Origin of the sequence: Nonomuraea sp. NPDC049028, from assembly GCF_043197735.1 — a bacterium.
Taxonomy (GTDB): Bacteria; Actinomycetota; Actinomycetes; order Streptosporangiales; family Streptosporangiaceae; genus Nonomuraea.
Genome location: NZ_JBICTR010000010.1, coordinates 457,978 through 477,535 on the forward strand (window position 1 = coordinate 457,978; position 19,558 = coordinate 477,535).

A 19,558-nucleotide genomic window follows, 5' to 3' on the forward strand; every position below is an offset into this window, starting at 1 on the left:
GGCTGGGAGGTACGAGTGGCGAACTTCGCCGAGCGACTCGGTCTCGCTATGAGCAAGCGCGGGTTCACGGGGGCGCAACTCGCCGCGGCCCTCACCGAAGCCGGCATCCCGATCACCCGCGCCTACGTCAGCCAGTTGCGCACGGGCAAGCAGACCAACCCGACCCTCCAGGTGCTGCGCGCCCTGGCCGCCTGCCTACAGGTGAGCGTGGGCTGGCTGCTGGGCGAGGACGCCACGGACTCGGGCGCGGCCGAGGAGCTCCAGTTGCGGGCCGCCGCCATCGGCGCGTCGGTCTCCGGGCTGTCCGACGGGTCGCTGACCGTACTGCGCGGCGTGATCGAGCTCGCGCGCGCGGCCGAGGGGCTGCCCGACCAGCCCCCCGCCACCACCGAGATCCCCGAGGCGGCGGCGCCGCTGACCGCGCCGCAACGTGAGGCGCTCGGCGACCGCCTGCGCAACCTGCGGCTGATCGCGCGCATGTCGCCGGAGGAGGTCGAGACCTCGCTGGGCAGAGGGGCCGCCGCCATCGGCGCGATAGAGGAGGGCCGCGTCGCGCCCGCGCCCGTCACGGTCGAGCGCCTGCTCACCCTCTACGGCGTGACCGCCCTGCCCACCCGCGAATACGTCCTGTCGCTGGCCCGCGGCGAACGCCCGCCCTCCTGGTACGACGCCGGCTCCGTGCCCGTCTGGATGGCCGCCACCTACGCCCTGGAGCAGCGGGCGTCGCTGATCCGCACGTACCAGACCCAGATCGTCCCCCCGCTGCTGCAGACCGAGGCCTACGCGCGGGCCGCCATCGAGGTGTCGGGCAGCGCCGGGCTCGGCCAGACGTCGGCCGACGCGGCGGTGCGCCTGATGCGATCCCGCCAGGCCCTGCTGAACCACGGCGACGGACCCGTGCTGTGGGCGGTGATCGACGAGAGCGTCCTGCTGCGCTCGATCGCCGACCCCGAGACGCAGGCCGCTCAGCTCGACCGGCTGATCGAGTACGCGAAGCGGCCCAACATCTCCTTGCACGTCGTGCCGATCGACGATCCGATCTTCCTGCCCCGTTGCGGTCCGTTCACGATGTGGCGCTTCCCGGAGGCCTTCGAGCCCGATGTGGCCTGTGCCCACGCCATCGAATCGGACGAAGTGATCACCGACGCGGCCGCGGTAGAGGCCTACCACCAGGCGTTCACCAAGTTGTCGGTCTCCACCACCATGGGCGACGAGACGCACGAGCTGCTGTATGCGCACCGTGACCGTCTGAGCCACCGGTGATCTGACACTCCCTAGCACGAAAAACGGGAAATGGATATTTCCCAACAAATATTGTTCTTCGTATTGTCAGATCCTGAGGTTGATGGATCATTGGTATTGTTGGGCCAAATTGAGTGGGGTCAGTGGGACCGACTTTCCCGTGAGATACGGCGAGGGGAAAGGGGCAACACTCAAATGCGTCAGCGTGCCATCCGAAATCTGACCAACCTTGACACCACCCGCGCGAGTGTCACCCGAATACTCGACGCCGCCGCGGGAGGGAAGAACCACTTCGAGGTTGACAGTGATGCGGTGCGCCGTTACGACGAGGCGGTTCCGGTCACCGGCTCCGCCGCGCGAGCAGTTCTGCTTTACCTGGCGCGGGTGGTCGCCCACCTGGCCGGTTCCGGCATCGACCAGTTCCTGATCATCGGCAGTGGCGTGCCCAGCGCGCTGCCGCCCGGACGTCAGTTACACGACGTCGCCCGTGGCGCGTCCGCCGCGTCCGATGTGCGCGTCGTCTATGTCGAGAACGACCCTTTGATACTGGCCAGTGCCCGCGTCACCATCGAGCCCCTCAACGACCTCGTACGGGTGGTGGAGGGCGACATACGACAGATCGACGACATGCTCGCCGACGAGGTCGTGGCCCGGTTCATCGACTGGGAGCGGCCCGTGGGGGTGCTGCTTCTGTCGACCCACAGCCTCACCGACGACGAGCTTGCCTCCTTCGTGATCAAACGCCTGTGCCACGCCGTCGTGGACGGCAGCTACCTCGCGATCCTGCAGACCACCTTCGACGGAATCCCCGCCGAACTGCTGCCCGCTATCAACGACCTGCTCGCGATGACGCTGCCGGGACACGTGATCCGCTCACGTGCGGAGGTGGCGACCTTCCTGGACGGGCTCGAGCTGCTGGAACCGGGCCTGGTGTGGGTCCCGCAATGGCGGCCCGACGGCGACTCCGTGTGCACGGACCAGCCGAGCTCGTCGGGCAATTACGGCGCCGTGGCCCGCCTTCCCTGACCCACCGGCCACGGCGCCCGCGCGGCCGTCACACAGACGCCCGCACCCAAGGGTCCGGCCCACCAAACCGGCCGGACCCTCGGACCGCCTTCTTCCTCGCCCCTCGCTAGTGACGCCGGCCACGACGGACCGTTTCCTTTCGCTCCCCCGGAGGGGGTGTCCCTCCCAAGGACCCCAGCCACCACGGACCGTCACAGAAATCGCGACGGTCGTGTCACGGACCCCCAGAGCGGTCCCCTTAATCCCACCAGAACGACCAGTAATGCCGCCCGATGATCTGCTCCGCGTAACTCTGGAGATCCCCCGGCCCCTGGACGACGTTGTCCGGGCAGAACGTCCAATGCTCAGCCGCCACATGCAGCGCGTGCTCAGGCTCGACCGGCGGCGCGGCGACACTCAGCTCCAGCGTGTTGAAGCCGACCCCCACCACCCGGATCCCGAACCGGTCCTCCCAGCTGCGTACCACCGCCGCCATCGGCACCATCCACTCGTTATGGTGCAAAGCCCCCTGCCAGCCCATCACGGCCAGCGCGTCGGCACCCCGATGCGCGGCGACCAGGCCGAGCGGCAGGCCCCTGGATGACAGCTCACGGGCGTACCAGTCGGCGACGGCCCCCGGATCGGCTCTCAGCACCCCCGGCGGGGCAGGACCCGGACAGAGCGCGCCGAACGGCTCCAGCTCCGCCAGGGCGTCCGGCGGCATCTGGGAGACCCACTCCTGCCACACCTCGGCCATGAACCCCTCGGCCGTGAAGTGATCTATCATCAGCGCCTCGTCCGGCACGATCTGCCCGATCGACCAGGGCTGCGCGGACTCGTCCAGCAGAACAGGCCACAGACCGCTGCGCGCGTGGGCGGCCCGGAACCGAGCCCAGTCGTCGCCCGCCACGGCCTCGTCGCTCATCCAGAACGCGGGCCTGGACGCCTGGCCCTGGTGCGTGTAGCCGGGATCGGGCCACACGACGTCGCCCTCGGGCAGATCGACCGGCAGGAGCCGCCCTCTGCCGCCGTCGGCGAACAGCTGGCACACCTCACGTGGCAGCTGGTGATCGTTCATGCCCACCGTTTCAGTACCGAATCCTGTCTCGGAGATGGTAATGCCGACCGTTGCGTCAGGACTTTTGTCCTGGGCGATCCCGTACAGGCGAATCTTCTGCCGACGCCCCGCCTCCGAGACCGTGGAGGCATGAAGATTCTGCTAGCGCTGGCCGTACTCCTCACGGGGTGCGCCCAACCGTCCGCCGGCAAACCGGGGCCTGTCGCGGATCCGGCGGTCGTCGAGACCGCGTCGGGAGCCGTGCGCGGCACGGTGACCGCGACGAACCGCCTGTTCCAGGGCATCAAATACGCCACGGCGGCGCGCTGGGAGGCGCCGAAGCCCGCGCCCGCGTGGCAGGGAGTACGGGAGGCCACCAAGCCGGGCGCCATGTGCCCGCAGGTCGGCACCGTCTACGCGCCGACCAGCAGCGACAACGAGGACTGCCTGTTCCTGAACGTCACCACACCCGCCGTCCCCGGGAAGGGCCGGCCGGTCATGGTGTGGATCCACGGCGACGGCGCGGTGGGCGCGGGCCACTTCTCCGACGCGCGGAAGCTGGTCGCCAAGGGCGTGGTGGTCGTGACGATCAACTACCGGCTCGGCGTGTTCAGCGGGTTCGGCTATCCGGGGCTGCGCGACTCGGGCACGTACGGCCTGCAGGACCAGCAGGAGGCGCTGCGCTGGGTCAAGCGGAACGCGGCGGCCTTCGGCGGCGACCCGGGCAACGTGACCGCCTTCGGCGTCTCCTACGGCGCGCTGTCGATCGGCGGCCAGCTCGCCTCGCCGGGCGCCAAGGGCCTGTTCCAGCGGGCGATCATGCAGAGCGGCGAGACCCTGATGGACATGCCCGCCAACAGCATGGTGCCGGGCGTGCCCGCCCTGCCGTCCTTCGCGTGGCGGCCCGCCGCACAGGTGAGCGCCATAGGAGAGGTGTACGCCAAGCAGCTGGGCTGCTCGGACCTGGCGTGCCTGCGCGCGCTGCCGGTCAAGAAGATCCTCGAGGTCCCGCAGATCATGAACGCCTTCCAGTCGTACGCGTACGGCAACGAGGTCCTGCCCGAGTCGCCGGCCGACGCGATGCGGAAGGGGCACACCAGCCCGATGCCGGTCCTGGCCGGGACGACGAAGGACGAACACCGGATCTTTGTCGGGATGAATTACGACGTCCAGGGCACATCTCCGGATTACCGGAAATTGCTAAAAGATGCGTTCGGAGCGAAGGCCGAGAGAATTGCCCGGAAATATCCGGTAAATCGCTATAAGTCGCCGAGTATCGCTTGGGCTACCGTCTTGACCGATCGTATGTGGGCCCGGTCCACCCATGAGCAGAACGCCCTGCTGGCCAAGAAGGCGCCGGTCTACGGCTACGAGTTCGCCGACCGGAAGGCGCCGATGTTCCTGCCGCTGGAGGCGGACTTCGACTGGGGCGCCTACCACGCCGGCGACCTGCCGTACATCTTCCCGGAGACCAAGGCCAAGCTGTCGCCCGCCCAGGAGCAGCTGTCCGGGCAGATGATGAACTACTGGACGAACTTCGCCCGCACCGGCGACCCGAACGGCCGCGGGCTGCCCGCCTGGCCGCGAGTCTCGTCCGGCACCCTGTCCCTGGCTCCGGGGGCCGTCCGGCCGGTCGACTACGCTGCCGAGCACCAGCTGGCCTTCTGGAAGTAGAGCCTTCTGCAAGTAGAGCCTTCTGTAAGTAGACGTAGCGCGAGGGGAGGCGTCGTGATCAGGGTCATGATCGCCGAGGACCAGGGGATGATGCGCGACGCCCTGGCGCTGCTGCTCGGGCTGGAGGACGACCTGGAGATCGTCGCCCAGGTGTCCTCCGGCGACGCGATCGTGCCGGCCGCCACGGAGCACCGTCCCGACGTGGCGCTGCTCGACATCGAGCTGCCCGGCCGCAGCGGGCTCGACGTGCTGCCCGTACTGCGTGCCGCGCTGCCGGAGTGCGTGGTGCTGATTCTGACGACGTTCGCCAGGCCGGGCTACCTGCGGCGGGCGATGGAGGCGGGTGCGGCGGGCTTCCTGGTCAAGGACGGGCCGGTGGAGGAGCTGGCCGCGGCGATCCGGCGGGCGGTGGCGGGGGAGCGGATCCTCGATCCGGCCCTGGCCGCCGCCGCGCTGAACGCCGGGCCCAGCCCGCTCACGGACCGCGAGCGCGACGTGCTGGCCGCGGCGCTCGACGGCTCCACGATCGCGGACGTGGCGGCGCGGCTGCACCTCTCGGAGAGCACGGTACGCAACCACCTGTCGTCCGCCATCGGCAAGACGAACACCCGCAACAGGATCGAGGCCGCCCAGCTGGCACGGCACAATGGGTGGCTGTGACCCCCTTTGACGCGGTTCTCTGTGATCTCGATGGAGTGCTCCGCCATTTCGACCACGCGGTTCAGGCCGACATCGAGGCCCGCTACGGCCTGCCCCTGAGCAAGACCGCCTTCGACCCGGACCTGATCGGCCCCGCCACGCTCGGTCACATCACCGAGGCCCAGTGGGTCGAGTCCATAGCCGTGGCGCTGGGCGGCGACGAGCGCGCCCGCCAGGCCGCCGCCGAGTTCGCGGAGGTGCCGTTCTGGGTGGACGAGGAGGTCAGGGGGCTGCTGGCGCGGGCGCAGGGGCGGGTGCCCGTGGTGCTGGTCACCAATGCCATGGACACGCTGGAGGAGCACCTGGAGCGGCTCGGGCTGGCCTACTTCGCCGACGCGGTGGTCAGCAGTGCCCGGGTGGGCGTGGCCAAGCCCGATCGGCGGATCTACGAACTCGCGGCCGAGCTGGCGGGCGTCGCGCCGGAGCGCTGCCTGTTCGTCGACGATCGGCTGGAGAACGTGGCGGGCGCCACGGCCGTGGGGATGACCGGCGTGCACTACCGGAGCATCGCCGACCTGACTCCCGCGCTCACCGGGCTCTTCGACTAGCGACCGAGGTTCCCCGCGGGTTCGTCACGAGACCCTCTCGACCCCTGTGCCGGTCCGTGGTTGCTGGGGTCCTTGGGGGGAGAGGAAGAAGACGGTCCGTTGTGGCTGATGTCCCCTTGGAGGGATACTCCCTTCGGGCGAGTGGAAGGGGACGGTCCGTTGGGAAGAACGATCACAAATGCATACGGACTTGCACGGGATGCGTGTTATCCCGTCCAAGCCTCATAAAAGACGTACATAACGCGTACCAGAAACAAGAGCTTGTTTCCGGCACGGCTCGCGCCTGCCGTGCCGGAAACGTTCAGCGGGTCCGGTCAGTAACTCCCGTACGGAGACTGACTGGACGTCGTCGACGGCTTGTGCGACGAGTGGTTAGTCGGCGTGGGGCTCGACGAAGGCGTGCTCACCTGCGATCCCGTGCCGGCGGGCCGGAGCACGCCCACCAGGCCGTGCTGGGCCTTGTCGATGCCCGCGGAGAACCACAGGGCGTTCTCGCCGCCGGTGGCGGCGGTGCCCGGCTCGAGGTCCCACAGGCCCGGCAGCCAGATCGTCTTGCCGTTGCCATCGCGCAGCGCGCCCAGGTGGCGGTTGCCGCGGTAGGCGTGGATCGTCCCGTCGCCGAAGTTGCCGACCAGGACCGATCCGGCGAACGCGCCGAACTGCTTCGGCGCGGCGGTCACGGCCCAAGGGGCGTTGAGCCCGGTGCGCGCGATGCGTCCGACCAGGCGTCCGTTCACGTTGAAGCGGCTGACGAAACCCTTGCCGGCGCCCGCGATGGACTTGCCGGTCTGCGAGTCACGCAGGGCATAGGCGACCCATACGCTGCCGCCGCTGAACGTCACGTTGTACGGGTGGTAATTGGAGGGGACCGAGGGGTCCCTGAACGCCCTGCGGGACAGGTTGATCTTCTCGAACTCCGAGTTCCACGCGGCGAGGCGCCCGTTGGCGAAGTCGGCGGCCAGCAGGAAGTCGCCATCGTCGGTGTTCACCAGCGCGAGGCCCTTGTAGTCGGCGCCCCGGGTGAAGGCCGCGATGATCGCGTTCTTCGGGTCCACCTCGGCGTTCCAGCCGGTGATCGCGCCACTCGGGCTGGCGAAGATGAACGTGGCGGGCTTGCCCTTGACGGTGAAGCCCTCGCCCGAGTTGAACACCTGGCCGGTCGGAGCGCCACCGGGAATGGCCACCTCGGTCGCCTCCTTCCTGCCCGCTCCTGAGTAGACGGTCGCGGTGCCGGTGCCCGTGTCGGAGACCCACAGGGTCTTGCCCATGGCCAGTCCCCACGGGTTGACCAGTTTAGGATCGTGGACTGCTGCCTTCCCCTGGATGTCGGAAATGAGATTCACGACGTCAAACTTGGTATTCGTCGCTGCCTGTGCGGGGGCGGTGAGGGTCGTGCTCAAGACGACCGCACCAGCGCAGAGTGTGATGATGCGGAGCCGCATCCGTGCCTCCTTGTTAGCGCTTGTGGCCGGAGATACGTGGGGGACGCAAGTGCGGTTCAGTAACGGTCAGAAATATTGGCCTCGGACGTCAATCGGGCGTTTTCCTGGGGAGTTGAGGTACATGGAAGTTTTGGGCATTGACATCGGCGGATCCGGGATCAAGGGCGCCCCCGTGGACACCGCGTCGGGGCGGCTGACAGAGGAGCGCCTGCGCATCCCCACGCCGCAGCCGGCCAAGCCGCGCGAGGTGGCCGAGGTCGTGGTGGAGATCGTCAAGCATTTCGACTGGACGGGACAGGTCGGCGTCACGTTCCCCGGCGTGGTCGTGGACGGCGTGATCATGACGGCCGCGAACGTCGACCACTCCTGGATCGGCGTCGACGCGAGAAAGCTCTTCGACGGCGCGACCGTCCTCAACGACGCCGACGCGGCCGGCGTCGCGGAGATGAGGTTCGGCGAGGGCCGGGACCGGATGGGGACCGTCATCATGCTGACGTTCGGGACGGGCATCGGCAGCGCGGTGTTCGTCGACGGCGTCCTGGTACCCAACACCGAGCTGGGGCATCTGGAGCTCCACGGCAAGGACGCCGAGCGCCGCGCCTCCGATCACGCCCGTGAGGAGCACGACCTCGGGTGGGAGAAGTGGGCCGGGCGGGTGGAGGAGTACCTGCGGCACGTGGAGATGCTCTTCTCGCCGTCGCTGTTCGTCATCGGCGGCGGGGTGAGCAAGAAGGCGGACAAGTTCCTTCCGTACGTCCACGTGGACACCGCCGTCGTCCCCGCGCGCCTGCGCAACGAAGCGGGCATCATCGGCGCCGCCCTAGCCGTCAAATGATCACGTTTGCGGCTCGCTGAGTCCCACCGGCGGCGTCCGTCCGGGGGAGGCTCTCGCGATTGAGGGGGGCGAGGCGGCGGGGTCGCCTGTTTCGCGAGCCTCCGACCTGGGTGATCAAGAAAGGTTGGCCCGGAACGCAACCTGATGGGCTTCTCGGGAGTCTCATTAGTGACCGTGGTCGTCCAAGGCGACAACTCTGGGGAGAGTGGGCCCGTCTTGGGCGATCACGGTCAACCGGAGAGCGCGGGCCCTACCTGGGCGATCCCCGTCGACGGATATTCGGATGCGGACCCCGGCGCCGTGGGGCAGCATGGTGGGTTGGCTCCGGGGACGCGGAGCTCAAATATCCTGATAGCAGTATGGGAACCTCTGCGTTGTCCTCTCCACTCACCGAGCTCCAGTCCCGCCTGCCCGAGTTGATGCCGCGCGACCAGCGGCGATTGCGGCGCAGGCTCGACGGCGTGCGCCGGGTACGCTCCCGCGAGGCCCGGGACAAGATCACCGCGGAGATCCTCGCCGACGTGGAACGCGCCGAGCGCCGCCTTGCCCGGCGCCGCGAAGCCGTACCAGAAGTCAGCTATCCGGAAAATCTCCCCGTATCCCAGCGCAAGGACGACATCCTCGCGGCCATCCGCGACCACCAGGTCGTGATCATCGCCGGGGAGACCGGATCCGGCAAGACCACCCAGATCCCGAAGATCTGCCTGGAGCTGGGCCGCGGTGTCAGGGGCCTGGTCGGCCACACCCAGCCGCGCCGCATCGCCGCCCGTACGGTGGCCGAGCGCATCGCCGAAGAGCTGGGCACCGAGCTGGGCCAGGCGGTCGGCTACAAGGTGCGCTTCACCGACCAGGCCAGCGACCGCACCCTGGTCAAGCTGATGACCGACGGCATCCTGCTGGCCGAGCTGCAGAACGACCGGCTGCTGGAGCAGTACGACACGCTGATCATCGACGAGGCGCACGAGCGCAGCCTCAACATCGACTTCATCCTCGGCTACCTCAAGCAGCTGCTGCCCAAGCGTCCCGACCTCAAGCTGATCATCACCAGCGCCACGATCGACCCGGAGCGGTTCTCCCGCCACTTCGACGACGCCCCGATCGTCGAGGTCTCGGGCCGCACCTACCCCGTCGAGGTGCGCTACCGGCCGCTCGACGAGGACGACGACCAGACGCAGGGCATCGTCGACGCCTGCCGCGAGCTGGTCACCGAGGGCCCCGGCGACATCCTGGTGTTCCTGTCGGGCGAGCGGGAGATCCGCGACGCCGCCGACGCGCTGGACAAGGCCGACTTCCGCAACACCGAGGTGCTGCCGCTGTACGCCCGGCTCAGCGCCGCCGAGCAGCACCGCGTGTTCCAGCGCCACACCGGCCGCCGCATCGTCCTGGCCACCAACGTGGCCGAGACGTCGCTGACCGTCCCGGGCATCAAATACGTCGTCGACCCGGGCTACGCGCGCATCTCCCGCTACAGCCATCGCACCAAGGTGCAGCGCCTGCCGATCGAGGCCATCTCGCAGGCGAGCGCCAACCAGCGCAAGGGCCGCTCGGGCCGTACCTCCGACGGCGTCTGCATCCGGCTCTACGAGGAGGAGGACTTCCTCAAGCGGCCGGAGTTCACCGACCCCGAGATCCTGCGCACCAACCTGGCCTCGGTCATCCTGCAGATGACCTCGATCGGGCTGGGCGACATCGAGGCGTTCCCGTTCGTCGAGCCGCCGGACCGCCGCCAGGTACGCGACGGCGTGAGCCTGCTGCACGAGCTGGGCGCCTTCGACGGTCAGGGCGGCATCACGAGCATCGGGCGCAAGCTGGCCGGGCTGCCCGTCGACCCGCGCCTGGGCCGGATGGTCCTGGAGGCCGAGAAGAACGGCTGCCTGCGCGAGGTCATGGTCATCGCCGCCGCGCTGTCCATCCAGGACCCGCGCGAGCGGCCCGTCGACAAGCAGCAGCAGGCCGACGAGAAGCACCGCCGCTTCGCCGACCCGGAGTCCGACTTCCTGTCCTACCTCAACCTGTGGAACCACCTGCGGGACAAACAGCGGGAGCTGTCCTCCAGCGCCTTCCGCCGCCTGTGCAAGTCGGAGTTCCTCAACTACCTGCGCGTACGCGAGTGGCAGGACATCTACAGCCAGATCCGCCAATCCCTCGGCGCCCAGCCGGGGAGCCAGCAGGCCGACCCGCAGCAGGTGCACGCCGCGCTGCTGGTGGGCCTCCTGTCGCACATCGGCGTCAAGGACGTCATGGAGAAGCGGGCCCCCGACGGGCGCCGCCCGATCCAGGAGTACATCGGCGCCCGCAACGCCCGCTTCGCCATCTTCCCCGGCTCCGCGCTGGCCAAGAAACAGCCCCAGTGGGTGATGTCGGCCGAGCTCGTCGAGACCTCCCGGCTGTGGGCCAGGGTCAACGCCAAGATCGAGCCCGACTGGGTCGAGCCGCTGGCCCAGCACCTGGTCAAACGTACCTACTCCGAGCCGCACTGGGAGAAGAACCAGGGCGCGGTGATCGCGCTGGAGAAGGTCACCCTGTACGGCGTACCGCTGGTGGCCGGGCGGAAGGTCAACTACGGCCGCATCGACCCCGACCTGTCACGCGAGCTGTTCATCAGGCACGCGCTCGTCGAAGGCGACTGGGACAGCCACCACCGCTTCCTCCAGGACAACCGGAAGCTGCTCGAAGAGGTCGAGGAACTGGAGAACCGGGCCCGCCGGCGCGACATCATGGTCGACGACGAGGCGCTGTTCGACTTCTACGACCAGCGCGTCCCCGCCGACGTCGTGTCCGCGCGCCACTTCGACTCCTGGTGGAAGAAGGTCAGGACCACCGAGCCCGACCTGCTGACGTACTCGCCCGAGATGCTGGTCAACGAGGGCGCCGACGTCAGCGCCCACGACTACCCCGACGCCTGGCGGCAGCTCGGCCAGCGGATGAAGCTGACCTACCAGTTCGAGCCCGGCGCCGACGCCGACGGCGTCACGGTGCACGTGCCGCTGCAGGTGCTCAACCAGGTCAGCTCCGACGGGTTCGACTGGCAGATCCCCGGCCTGCGCGACGAGCTGATCACCGCCCTGATCAGGTCGCTGCCCAAACACCTGCGCCGCAACTTCGTCCCCGCCCCCAACTACGCCAAGCAGGTGCTCCAAGGCGTACGCCAGGGCGGCGAACCCCTGCTGGAGGCCGTGGAGCGAGAGCTGCTACGGCTGACCGGCGTACGCGTGCCGCACGACGCCTGGCAGCTCGACCAGGTCCCCGACCACCTGCGCATCACCTACCGGGTGATCGACGAGCGCAAGCGCACGATCGCCGAGGACAAGGACCTCGACGCCCTCAAGCGGCGCCTGGCGCCGCGCCTGCGCAAGACGCTCTCGGCCGCCGCCGACGACCTTGAGCAGTCGGGCCTGCACACCTGGAGTTTCGGCACCCTGCCCAAGGTCTTCGAGCAGGGCCGCATGAAGGGCTACCCGGCACTGGTGGACGACGGCGACTCCGTGTCGATCAAGATCTTCGAGACGGAGGCCGAACAGCGCCGCTCCCATTGGCCCGGCACCCGCCGCCTGCTCCTGCTCAACGTCACCAACCCGGCCAAGTCACTGCTGGGCGGCCTGTCCAACCAGGCCAAGCTGGCCCTGTCGCGCAGCCCGCACGGGGGCGCGGTGGCGCTCTTCGACGACGTGGTCAACGCGGCGATCGACAAGCTCATGCTCGACCTGGGCGGCCCCGCCTGGGACCCGGTCTCGTTCGACCGGCTCTATCAGCACGTACGCGCGCACGTGTACGAGACCTCGGCCGAGGTACTGGGGCGCACGGAGCAGATCTTGACCGTGTGGCACGCGATCGGCACCCGCCTCGACGCCCTGCGGCAGAGCGCCTCCACCTCGGACGTCCGCGACCAACTGGGCAAGCTCGTCTTCGCGGGCTTCATCACCGCGACGGGCTACCGCCGCCTACCCGACATACTCCGCTATATCCGAGCCATCGAACGCCGCCTGACCAAGCTCCCCGAGGAGCCGTGGCGGGACGAGGAGTGGATGGACCGGGTGCACAAGGTGGAGGACGCCTACGAGGACCTGCTGGCCCGGCTCCACCCGGCGCGACGCTCGGATCCGGACGTGCTGGAGATCCGCTGGATGATCGAGGAGCTCAGGGTCAGCTTCTTCGCCCAGACGCTGGGCACGCCCACGCCGGTGTCGGAGAAGCGCATCGCCAAGGCGATGGAGAAGCTCGCGCCTTGAGGAAGCTCACGCCTTGAGATGGATGGAGCGGCTCACGCCTTGAAAATGGAGGTGTCGAGCTCGAAGTCGATCGGGGCGGGCAGCCGGAGCGGGGTCCCGACGGGCACGGTGGCCGTGGTCCGGTAGACGCCGTCGTCGATGCCGCTGTAGACGGTGACGGACGGTGGTTTGGCGATGGTGTCGATCAGGAGGTAGATCGGTACGCCGCCGGTTGCGTAGAGCGGGGGCTTGTCTTCGCGGTCTCTTCGGGCGCTGCTGGTGGAGACGACCTCGGCGACCATGATCAGGCCTGAGGACAGCAGTTCGCGTTCGCCCCAGCGGGGGCAATCGGCTGGGGCCAGGACGAAGTCAGGCGCGACCGGGTCTCGTGGCCCCTCGATGCACACATCCACGCTGCCGGGCCGTCCCCGCCAGCCATGTTCGTTAATGACGGGCAGGAGCGCCAGGAGGAGAGCTACGGCGTGATCGGCGTGCTCGGGGGTGCCGACTGGGCTCACGATCAGGTTTCCTTCGATTACTTCGGCTCGGAAGCCGGGGAGTTCGGGGAGGGCATCGAACAGCTCCCGAGCGGTGCGTGGTAGCTCCCTCGTGCAGGTCTGCTCCTGAGGCTCTTGGGCCTCCTGATCGGTAGTCTCTTCGTGACGTATTGTCATGGCGACCATGTAAATCTGTCCCTTCGTATTCGAACGGGCACGCTAAGTATTCCACGTGTCCGAGTCGAACACACTCCAAAACCCAGGAAGCTCAAGCCGCCCGTCCCGAGATGTCCCTCATTGGCAGGTTGTCATTCGGCGCGCGGTGCTCCTAGGACACGCCGGTCCTAGGCGCCGCCCGTTTAACGGATGACATGTCCCCTTGCTGGAGATCGATGAGGAATCCGTACAGTTGGGGGGACTATCCAGGAGGCTTGATGATCAAGGCAGTGGTGTTCGATGTCGGTGAGACGCTCATCGACGAGACCCGCATCTGGTCCCGCTGGGCCGACCGGCTCGGTGTGAGCAGTTTTGTGCTGATGGGCGCGCTCGGCGGAATGGCCGCGCTCGACCGCTCCCACAGCGAGGCGTTCCAGCTCGTACGGCCCGGCCTCGACATCGAGGCCGAGATCGCGGCCTGGGAGCGGGACGAACCCCACAGCCTGCGCAACCACTTCGACGCCGACGACCTCTACCCCGACGTCCGCGAGGCCTTCAAGGCCCTGCGTGGGGCGGGATACCAGGTGATCGTCGCGGGCAACCAGCCGGCCAGGGCCTATGACGCGCTGGTCGCCATGGACCTACCCGTGGACTCGGTGCACACCTCTGAGGGTTGGGGGGTGTCCAAGCCCGCTCCCGAGTTCTTCGCCAAGGTGGCGGCCATCGCCGGGCGGGAGCCCGCCGAGATCCTCTATGTGGGCGACCGGCTGGACAACGACGTGCTCCCCGCTTCTCGGGCGGGCATGCGCACCGCGCTGCTGCGCCGCGGCCCCTGGGGATATCTGCACGCCGAGCGGCCGCAGGCGCGGGCCGCCGACATGATCGTCGACGATCTGCCCGCCCTACTGCCCGCGCTGGAACGGCTCGCCTGAGTTCGTCACGACGGTCTGCCGCCCGCGATGGAGCGGCTCACCTCAGTTCGTCATCGGGGTCGATGCGGACCGCGCGTTCCTCGGCGGAGAGGTCGCCGTCGTCCTGCCCCCAATCCTCGCCCCACTCCTCGCTCTCCGTGTCGGGCGCCAGCCCCTCGTCGGGCTGGGTGAGCCGGTGCGAGGGGCGGGGGGCGCGTTCCCGGTCGGGCGCCTCGCGCCGCAGTCGCTCGTCGAGCGTGTCCTCGTGCGCGGGGTCGTCCTCTTCTATGTCATGGCTGAGGCCGAGGTCGTCGGTCCATTCGTCGACCTCGATCCGCTGCTCGTCGCTCAAGCCGTACCTGTCCGGAGGTTGTTCGGTCATACGCGTTCTCCTACCCAGCGCCACGCCCCGAACCCTGCCCCCACCGTTACCGGCCGAGCGCGGCGCCGATGAGTGAGCGTGGATCGGCCGCCCCGGCCAGCATCCCGTCCGGGCGTACGTCGATGACGTGCGCGTGCCCGAACAGGCTCCCGTACGGCCGGGCGGACACCTCATGTCCGAGCGCCGACAGGCCGTCCGCCCAGGTGGCGCCCTCCTCCAGGTCGATGACCGGGTCGGCCGGGGCGGCCCAGGTGTCGAAGCCGGTGTCGCCGGGGCTCAGCCGCCATCTGGGCGCGGAGACGGCCTGACCGGGCGTCTCCCCGTACCTGAGCAGCCGGGTGATCACCTGGAGCAGGATCTGCGGCTGCGCGTCGCCGCCCATCGTCCCGACGACCGAGCGGAGCGAGCCGTCCGGGCGGGTGATCAGCGCGGGCGCGAGGGTGTGGGGCGGTCGGCGGCCGGGCGCGTACTCGGCGGGGTGACCGGGCGTGAGCGAGAAGCCGATGCCCCGGTTGTGGAGGTTGATCCCGGTACGCGGCTCGAACAGCAGGCTGCCGAACCCGGCCGCGTTCGACTGGATCAAGGACACGCCCATGCCGTCGCCGTCCACGGCGCACAGATAGGTCGTGTCGCCGTCAGCGCTCGGGGCCCGCACGCTCAGCGGCGCCGCCGGGTCGATCAGTGAGCGCCGGCGGGCGATCTCGCCGGAGGTGAGCAGGTCCTTCGCGCTCTCATGGAGTACGTCGAGACGGTCGTGCCCGGCGATGCGCGCGGCCTCGGCCAGCAGATGGGCCCAGGCGGCATGGCCCGGTGAGACCGGCAGGCTCAGCCCTTCGACGATGCCGAGCGACATCAGGAGGAGGTAGCCCTGGGAGTTCGGCGGCACCGACCAGACGTCGTGGCCGAAGGCGCGCATCTTCAGCGGCTCGACCCAGTCGGCGAGCGGGCTGGACAGATCGGACTCCGCGTACTCGCCGCCGCCGACTTCGAGCAGGCCCGCGCCGAACTCGCCGCTGTAGAAGCCCTCGCGTCCCGACGCGGCGATGGCCTCGAGCGTACGGGCGACGCCGGGTCGCGACACGCGGTCGCCCGCCCTGCGTACGGTCGCGAAGTCGCCACTGCCGGGGCTCTGGGACGCCACGCGCGCGCCCGCGAGCATCAGCGGGGAGGCGGGGAAGCCGTCGCGGGCCAGGCGGATCGCCGGTTCGAGCAGGTCGGCGAGCGGCAGACGGCCGTGCCTGGCGTGCAGCGCGAGCCAGCCGTCCACGCAGCCGGGCACCGGTACGGAGCGGATGTCGTGCTGGTGCGGCATGCGCCGGTGTCCCTCGGCGCGCAGCCGGTCCGGGTCGGCGCCCGAGCCGGCCCTCCCGGACGCGTTGAGCGCACTCACCGCGCCCGCCTTCCCGGGGTCGACGGCGCCCGTCTGACCGGGGTTGACCGAGAGCGCGTTCACCGCGCCTGCCTGCCCAGGACCGACCGATCCCGAGCCATCGTGGATCAGGGCGAACAGGTCGCCGCCGAGCCCGCACATGTGCGGCGCCGTGACGGCCAGGACGGCGTTGGCGGCGATGGCCGCGTCGGCGGCCGACCCGCCGCGCTCCAGCGCCGTTACCCCGGCGGAGGAGGCGAGATGGTCGACGCTGGACACCATGCCGTTGGGGGCGTATCTGGTGGTGTGCACCTGTCCGAGATTACGGCGTGCTGTCCGGCGTGCTCCAGGGACGGATGCCTGGGCGAGATCACGGCGTGCTCCAGGGACGGATGCCGGTGTGCCGTCAGGCGTTCTCCAGGGACGGACGCCGGAGGGCCGCCTGCCTGACCGTCCGGCCCGAGAGCCGGGCCAGTCCGACGGCCGTGAGCAACGTGACCGCCACGCACGACACGCCGCCGATCTCCAGGGCCGCCCGGGGCCCGAGCGAGTCGCTCAGCCAGCCCAGCACCGGACCGCCCAGCGCGCCCGCGCCGGCCCCGACCATGCCGAGCGCCGCGATGACCCGGCCGCGCATCTCGTCGGGGCTGTCGATCTGTACCCGGGCCGCGACCGTGGTGTCGATGATCACGGCCCCGGCCGCGATGGGCAGCATGGCCGCGGCGAACGTCGCCAGCCCCGGCATCAGCCCGCTCAGCGCCTGGAGAACGCCCGTGAGGAACGCGGTGACCAGCAGCAGCCGCAGCGTCAGCCGGGGCCGGGCGGCGGCGAGCACGCCGCCGATCACGGTGCCGATCGCGAAGACCGTGGACAGCAGGCCGTAGCCACCGCCCCCGGCGGCCAGCGGTCCAGCGCTCATGGCGGCCATCGTGACCTGGTAGTTGCGCCCGACACTGCCCAGCACGAAGGAGAGCGCGAGGACGACCAGCAGCCAGGGGGTGCGCAGGACGTACCGCAGGCCCTCGGCGACGGCGCCGGGCTGCCGCTCGGCGGCGGCCAACGGGTGGAACTCCTCGCGGCGCATGGCCAGGACGGCGCCTATCACCACGAAGAAGGTGGCGGTGTTGACCAGGAACAGGCCGCCGTTCCCGGTGAACGGCAGCAGCACCCCGGCCAGGCTCATGCCCAGGATGCGGCCCGCGGAGTTGACGATCGAGCCGAGCGCCATCGCGTTCGGCAGGTCCTGCGGCGGGACCACCTCGGCGCCGAAGCGGCCAAGGGCGGGCCCGTGCAGCGCGGAGACCACCCCGCCGGCCAGCGCCACCGCGTACAGCGGCCAGACGGAGGCGTTGCCGCTCAGCGCCAGCGCCGCGAGCACGGCGGCCAGCCCGGCCTGGGCGATCTGGGCGGCGATCACGACGGGACGGGTGGGCAACCGGTCGGCCAGCGCGCCGCCCCACATGCCGAGCAGCAGCGTGGGCAGCGCCTGCATGACCAGGCTGAGCCCGACGCTGGTGGCCGAGCCGGTGAGGGAGAGGATGAGCCAGTTGACGCCGAGCACCTGCATCCAGGTACCGGTGATGGAGACCAGGTCCGCACCGGCCCACAGCCGGTAGTTGTGGTGGCGGAGGGCACGGAACATCGTGGGGGAACGCGTGGGCAAAACTTGTCTTTCTCTTTGAAGGGCGACAGGTTTCTAACACGCTGCTCCGAGAAGCGGATTCCGGCCTGACCGAAATGTGAGGCGGCTCACGGGCAGGTCAGACCGGTTCGAGCGGGCGGTCCCGGTCCACCAGGGCCGCGTAGTGGCCCTCCAGCGACATCAGCGTGTCGTGCGTGCCGCGCTCGACGACCCGGCCGCCCTCCAGGACCACGATCTGGTCCGCGTCGCGGACCGTGGAGAGGCGATGCGCGATCATGATCGTGGTACGGCCTTCGGCGAGCGTGTCCAGCGCCTCCTGTACGGCCCGCTCCGTCTGCGTGTCGAGGGCGCTGGTCGCCTCGTCGAGCACGAGCACCGGAGGGTTGCGCAGCAGGGTGCGGGCGATGGCCAGCCGCTGCTTCTCACCCCCGGAGAACCGGTAGCCGCGCTCGCCCACCAGCGTCTCGTAGCCGTCGGGCAGCGAGGCGATGTGGTCGTGGATGCGCGCCGCCCTGGCCGCCTCCGCCAGCTCCTCGTCCGTGGCCGACGGCCGGGCGAAGCGCAGGTTCTCGGCGATCGTGGCGTGGAACAGGTACGTCTCCTGGGAGACCACGCCGACCGTCTCGGCCAGCGTCTCGAAGGTGAGGTCGCGGACGTCCACCCCGTCGATGGTCACCCGGCCGCCGGTCACGTCGTAGAGCCGGGGCAGCAGATAGCTGAGCGTCGTCTTCCCGGAGCCGGTCTCGCCGACGACGGCCAGGCTGGAGCCCGGCGGCACGGTGATGTCCACGTCGCTGAGTGTGGGCTCCTCGTCGTAGGAGAAGTCGACCCGCTCGTAGCGGACCTCGCCGCGGACGTCGCTCAGCGTACGCGTGCCCGGGTGGATGTCGATGGACAGGTCCAGATACTCGAAGATGCGGCCGAACAGCGCGAGCGAGCTCTGCACCTCGACCCCGAGCCGCAGCAGCGACACCGCCGGCCTGAACAGGCTGACCTGCAACGTCGTGAACGCCACCAGCGTGCCGACGGAGACCACGCCGGTGTAACCGACCGCCCAGTAGACCAGCGCGGGCATCGCGGCCATGACGATCTGGATCGACGACTGCCGCCAGCGCCCCGCCATGCTGGACCGCACGCCCAGCTCGGCCAATTCGTCGGAGGCGTCGGCGAAGCGCTCGGTCAGCGCGGGCGAGCGGCCCATCGTACGGCCGAGCAGGATGCCGCTGATCGACAGTGACTCCTGCACCATCGACGAGATCACGGCCAGCTTCCGCTGCCGCTCCGTGGTGATGCGGCGGCGCTCCTCGCCGACCTTGCGGCTGATCCCCACGAACACCGGCAGCAGCAGGAGCGAGATCACGGTCAGCCGCCAGTCGAGCGCCAGCATGGCCACGACCGTGGCGATCACGGTGGTCAGGTTCGAGATGAGCGAGGTGGCGGTGGAGGTGACCACCGACTGCATGCCGCCGATGTCGTTGGCGATGCGCGACTGGACCTCACCGGTCTTGGTGCGGGTGAAGAAGGCCAGCGACATGCGCTGCAGGTGGCCGTAGACGGCGGTGCGCAGGTCGTGCATGACCCGCTGGCCGACCGTGGTGGACACCAGCGTCTGCAGGACGTCGAACACGCTGGTTATCACCGCGACCAGGATCATGCCCAGGGCCAGCAGCGCGAGCAGCATGGCGTCGCGGGTGGGGATCGCCACGTCCAGCACCTCGCGCAGCAGGAACGGCGAGGCCAGCGAGACCAGTGACGACAGCAGGATGAGGGCGCCGACCACGGCCAGCCGGCCCCGGTAGGCGCGGAAGAGTTTGATGATGCGCCGCAAGGGCGCGCGTGGTTCCTCGGCCAAGTAGGCCTCCTAATCAGATGCTCCCTCAAACAGAGGTTA

The 19,558-nt window shown here is 69.4% G+C and carries 15 protein-coding genes; 8 read left to right on the forward strand and 7 right to left on the reverse strand.

Features of this window, described 5'->3' with window-relative positions; all coding sequences use genetic code 11:
* Positions 1-15: 15 nt before the first annotated feature.
* Both ACGFJ2_RS38695 and ACGFJ2_RS38700 read left to right on the forward strand, forming a co-directional pair.
* Complete coding sequence (locus ACGFJ2_RS38695; RefSeq protein WP_357940579.1) at positions 16-1,263, forward strand: Scr1 family TA system antitoxin-like transcriptional regulator; 1,248 nt, start codon at positions 16-18, stop codon at positions 1,261-1,263.
* A gap of 174 nt (positions 1,264-1,437) precedes the next feature.
* Positions 1,438-2,268, forward strand: coding sequence for an SAM-dependent methyltransferase (locus tag ACGFJ2_RS38700; RefSeq protein ID WP_393477033.1), 831 nt, complete (start codon positions 1,438-1,440; stop codon positions 2,266-2,268).
* A gap of 238 nt (positions 2,269-2,506) precedes the next feature.
* Here ACGFJ2_RS38700 and ACGFJ2_RS38705 read toward each other — a convergent pair whose 3' ends face one another.
* Positions 2,507-3,325, reverse strand: a complete 819-nt coding sequence (locus ACGFJ2_RS38705) for a DUF4253 domain-containing protein (protein ID WP_357940583.1) — start codon at positions 3,323-3,325, stop codon at positions 2,507-2,509.
* A 129-nt stretch (positions 3,326-3,454) separates the two neighbouring features.
* Here ACGFJ2_RS38705 and ACGFJ2_RS38710 point away from each other — a divergent pair, with 129 nt between their 5' ends.
* Genes ACGFJ2_RS38710 through ACGFJ2_RS38720 form a run of 3 tightly spaced genes read left to right on the forward strand, consistent with a single transcriptional unit; the run spans position 3,455 to position 6,225 of the window.
* Positions 3,455-4,978: a carboxylesterase/lipase family protein gene (locus ACGFJ2_RS38710; RefSeq protein WP_393477037.1), complete on the forward strand. Its 1,524-nt coding sequence runs from the start codon at positions 3,455-3,457 to the stop codon at positions 4,976-4,978.
* Positions 4,979-5,032: 54 nt separating this feature from the next.
* The gene (locus ACGFJ2_RS38715; RefSeq protein ID WP_358174966.1) at positions 5,033-5,638 is read left to right on the forward strand and encodes a response regulator transcription factor; all 606 of its coding nucleotides are present in this window, start codon (positions 5,033-5,035) and stop codon (positions 5,636-5,638) included.
* Complete coding sequence (locus ACGFJ2_RS38720; RefSeq protein WP_358174968.1) at positions 5,635-6,225, forward strand: HAD family hydrolase; 591 nt, start codon at positions 5,635-5,637, stop codon at positions 6,223-6,225. Before ACGFJ2_RS38715 ends, ACGFJ2_RS38720 begins: the two co-directional genes overlap by 4 nt.
* A 314-nt stretch (positions 6,226-6,539) precedes the next feature.
* On the opposite strand, the gene ACGFJ2_RS38725 is transcribed toward ACGFJ2_RS38720, so the two are convergent.
* A complete protein-coding gene (locus tag ACGFJ2_RS38725; protein WP_357940590.1) occupies positions 6,540-7,568 on the reverse strand; it encodes a TIGR03118 family protein in 1,029 nt (342 codons plus the stop codon).
* Between the two features lie 220 nt (positions 7,569-7,788).
* Here ACGFJ2_RS38725 and ppgK point away from each other — a divergent pair, with 220 nt between their 5' ends.
* Entirely contained in the window at positions 7,789-8,502 is a 714-nt protein-coding gene (gene ppgK / locus ACGFJ2_RS38730) for a polyphosphate--glucose phosphotransferase (protein ID WP_357940592.1), read from the forward strand.
* Positions 8,503-8,861: 359 nt separating this feature from the next.
* Entirely contained in the window at positions 8,862-12,731 is a 3,870-nt protein-coding gene (gene hrpA, locus ACGFJ2_RS38735) for an ATP-dependent RNA helicase HrpA (RefSeq protein WP_393477042.1), read from the forward strand.
* Between the two features lie 32 nt (positions 12,732-12,763).
* Here hrpA and ACGFJ2_RS38740 read toward each other — a convergent pair whose 3' ends face one another.
* Positions 12,764-13,393 (reverse strand): Uma2 family endonuclease, encoded by a 630-nt coding sequence (locus ACGFJ2_RS38740; RefSeq protein ID WP_393477045.1) that lies wholly within the window; start codon positions 13,391-13,393, stop codon positions 12,764-12,766.
* Positions 13,394-13,641: 248 nt separating this feature from the next.
* Between ACGFJ2_RS38740 and ACGFJ2_RS38745 the strand changes: the two genes are divergently transcribed.
* Positions 13,642-14,295: an HAD family hydrolase gene (locus ACGFJ2_RS38745; protein ID WP_357940600.1), complete on the forward strand. Its 654-nt coding sequence runs from the start codon at positions 13,642-13,644 to the stop codon at positions 14,293-14,295.
* A 37-nt stretch (positions 14,296-14,332) separates the two neighbouring features.
* Here the strand turns inward: ACGFJ2_RS38745 and ACGFJ2_RS38750 are convergent, their stop codons facing one another.
* The 4 genes from ACGFJ2_RS38750 to ACGFJ2_RS38765 form a co-directional block, all read right to left on the reverse strand.
* Positions 14,333-14,656 carry a DUF5709 domain-containing protein gene (locus tag ACGFJ2_RS38750; protein ID WP_357940602.1) on the reverse strand — a complete coding sequence of 108 codons (324 nt, stop codon included), beginning with the start codon at positions 14,654-14,656 and terminating at the stop codon, positions 14,333-14,335.
* A 46-nt stretch (positions 14,657-14,702) separates the two neighbouring features.
* Positions 14,703-16,337, reverse strand: a complete 1,635-nt coding sequence (locus ACGFJ2_RS38755) for a gamma-glutamyltransferase family protein (protein WP_393477050.1) — start codon at positions 16,335-16,337, stop codon at positions 14,703-14,705.
* 94 nt (positions 16,338-16,431) lie between these two features.
* Entirely contained in the window at positions 16,432-17,688 is a 1,257-nt protein-coding gene (locus ACGFJ2_RS38760) for an MFS transporter (RefSeq protein ID WP_393477053.1), read from the reverse strand.
* A 97-nt stretch (positions 17,689-17,785) separates the two neighbouring features.
* Positions 17,786-19,519, reverse strand: coding sequence for an ABC transporter ATP-binding protein (locus tag ACGFJ2_RS38765; RefSeq protein WP_393477056.1), 1,734 nt, complete (start codon positions 19,517-19,519; stop codon positions 17,786-17,788).
* Positions 19,520-19,558: the final 39 nt, after the last annotated feature.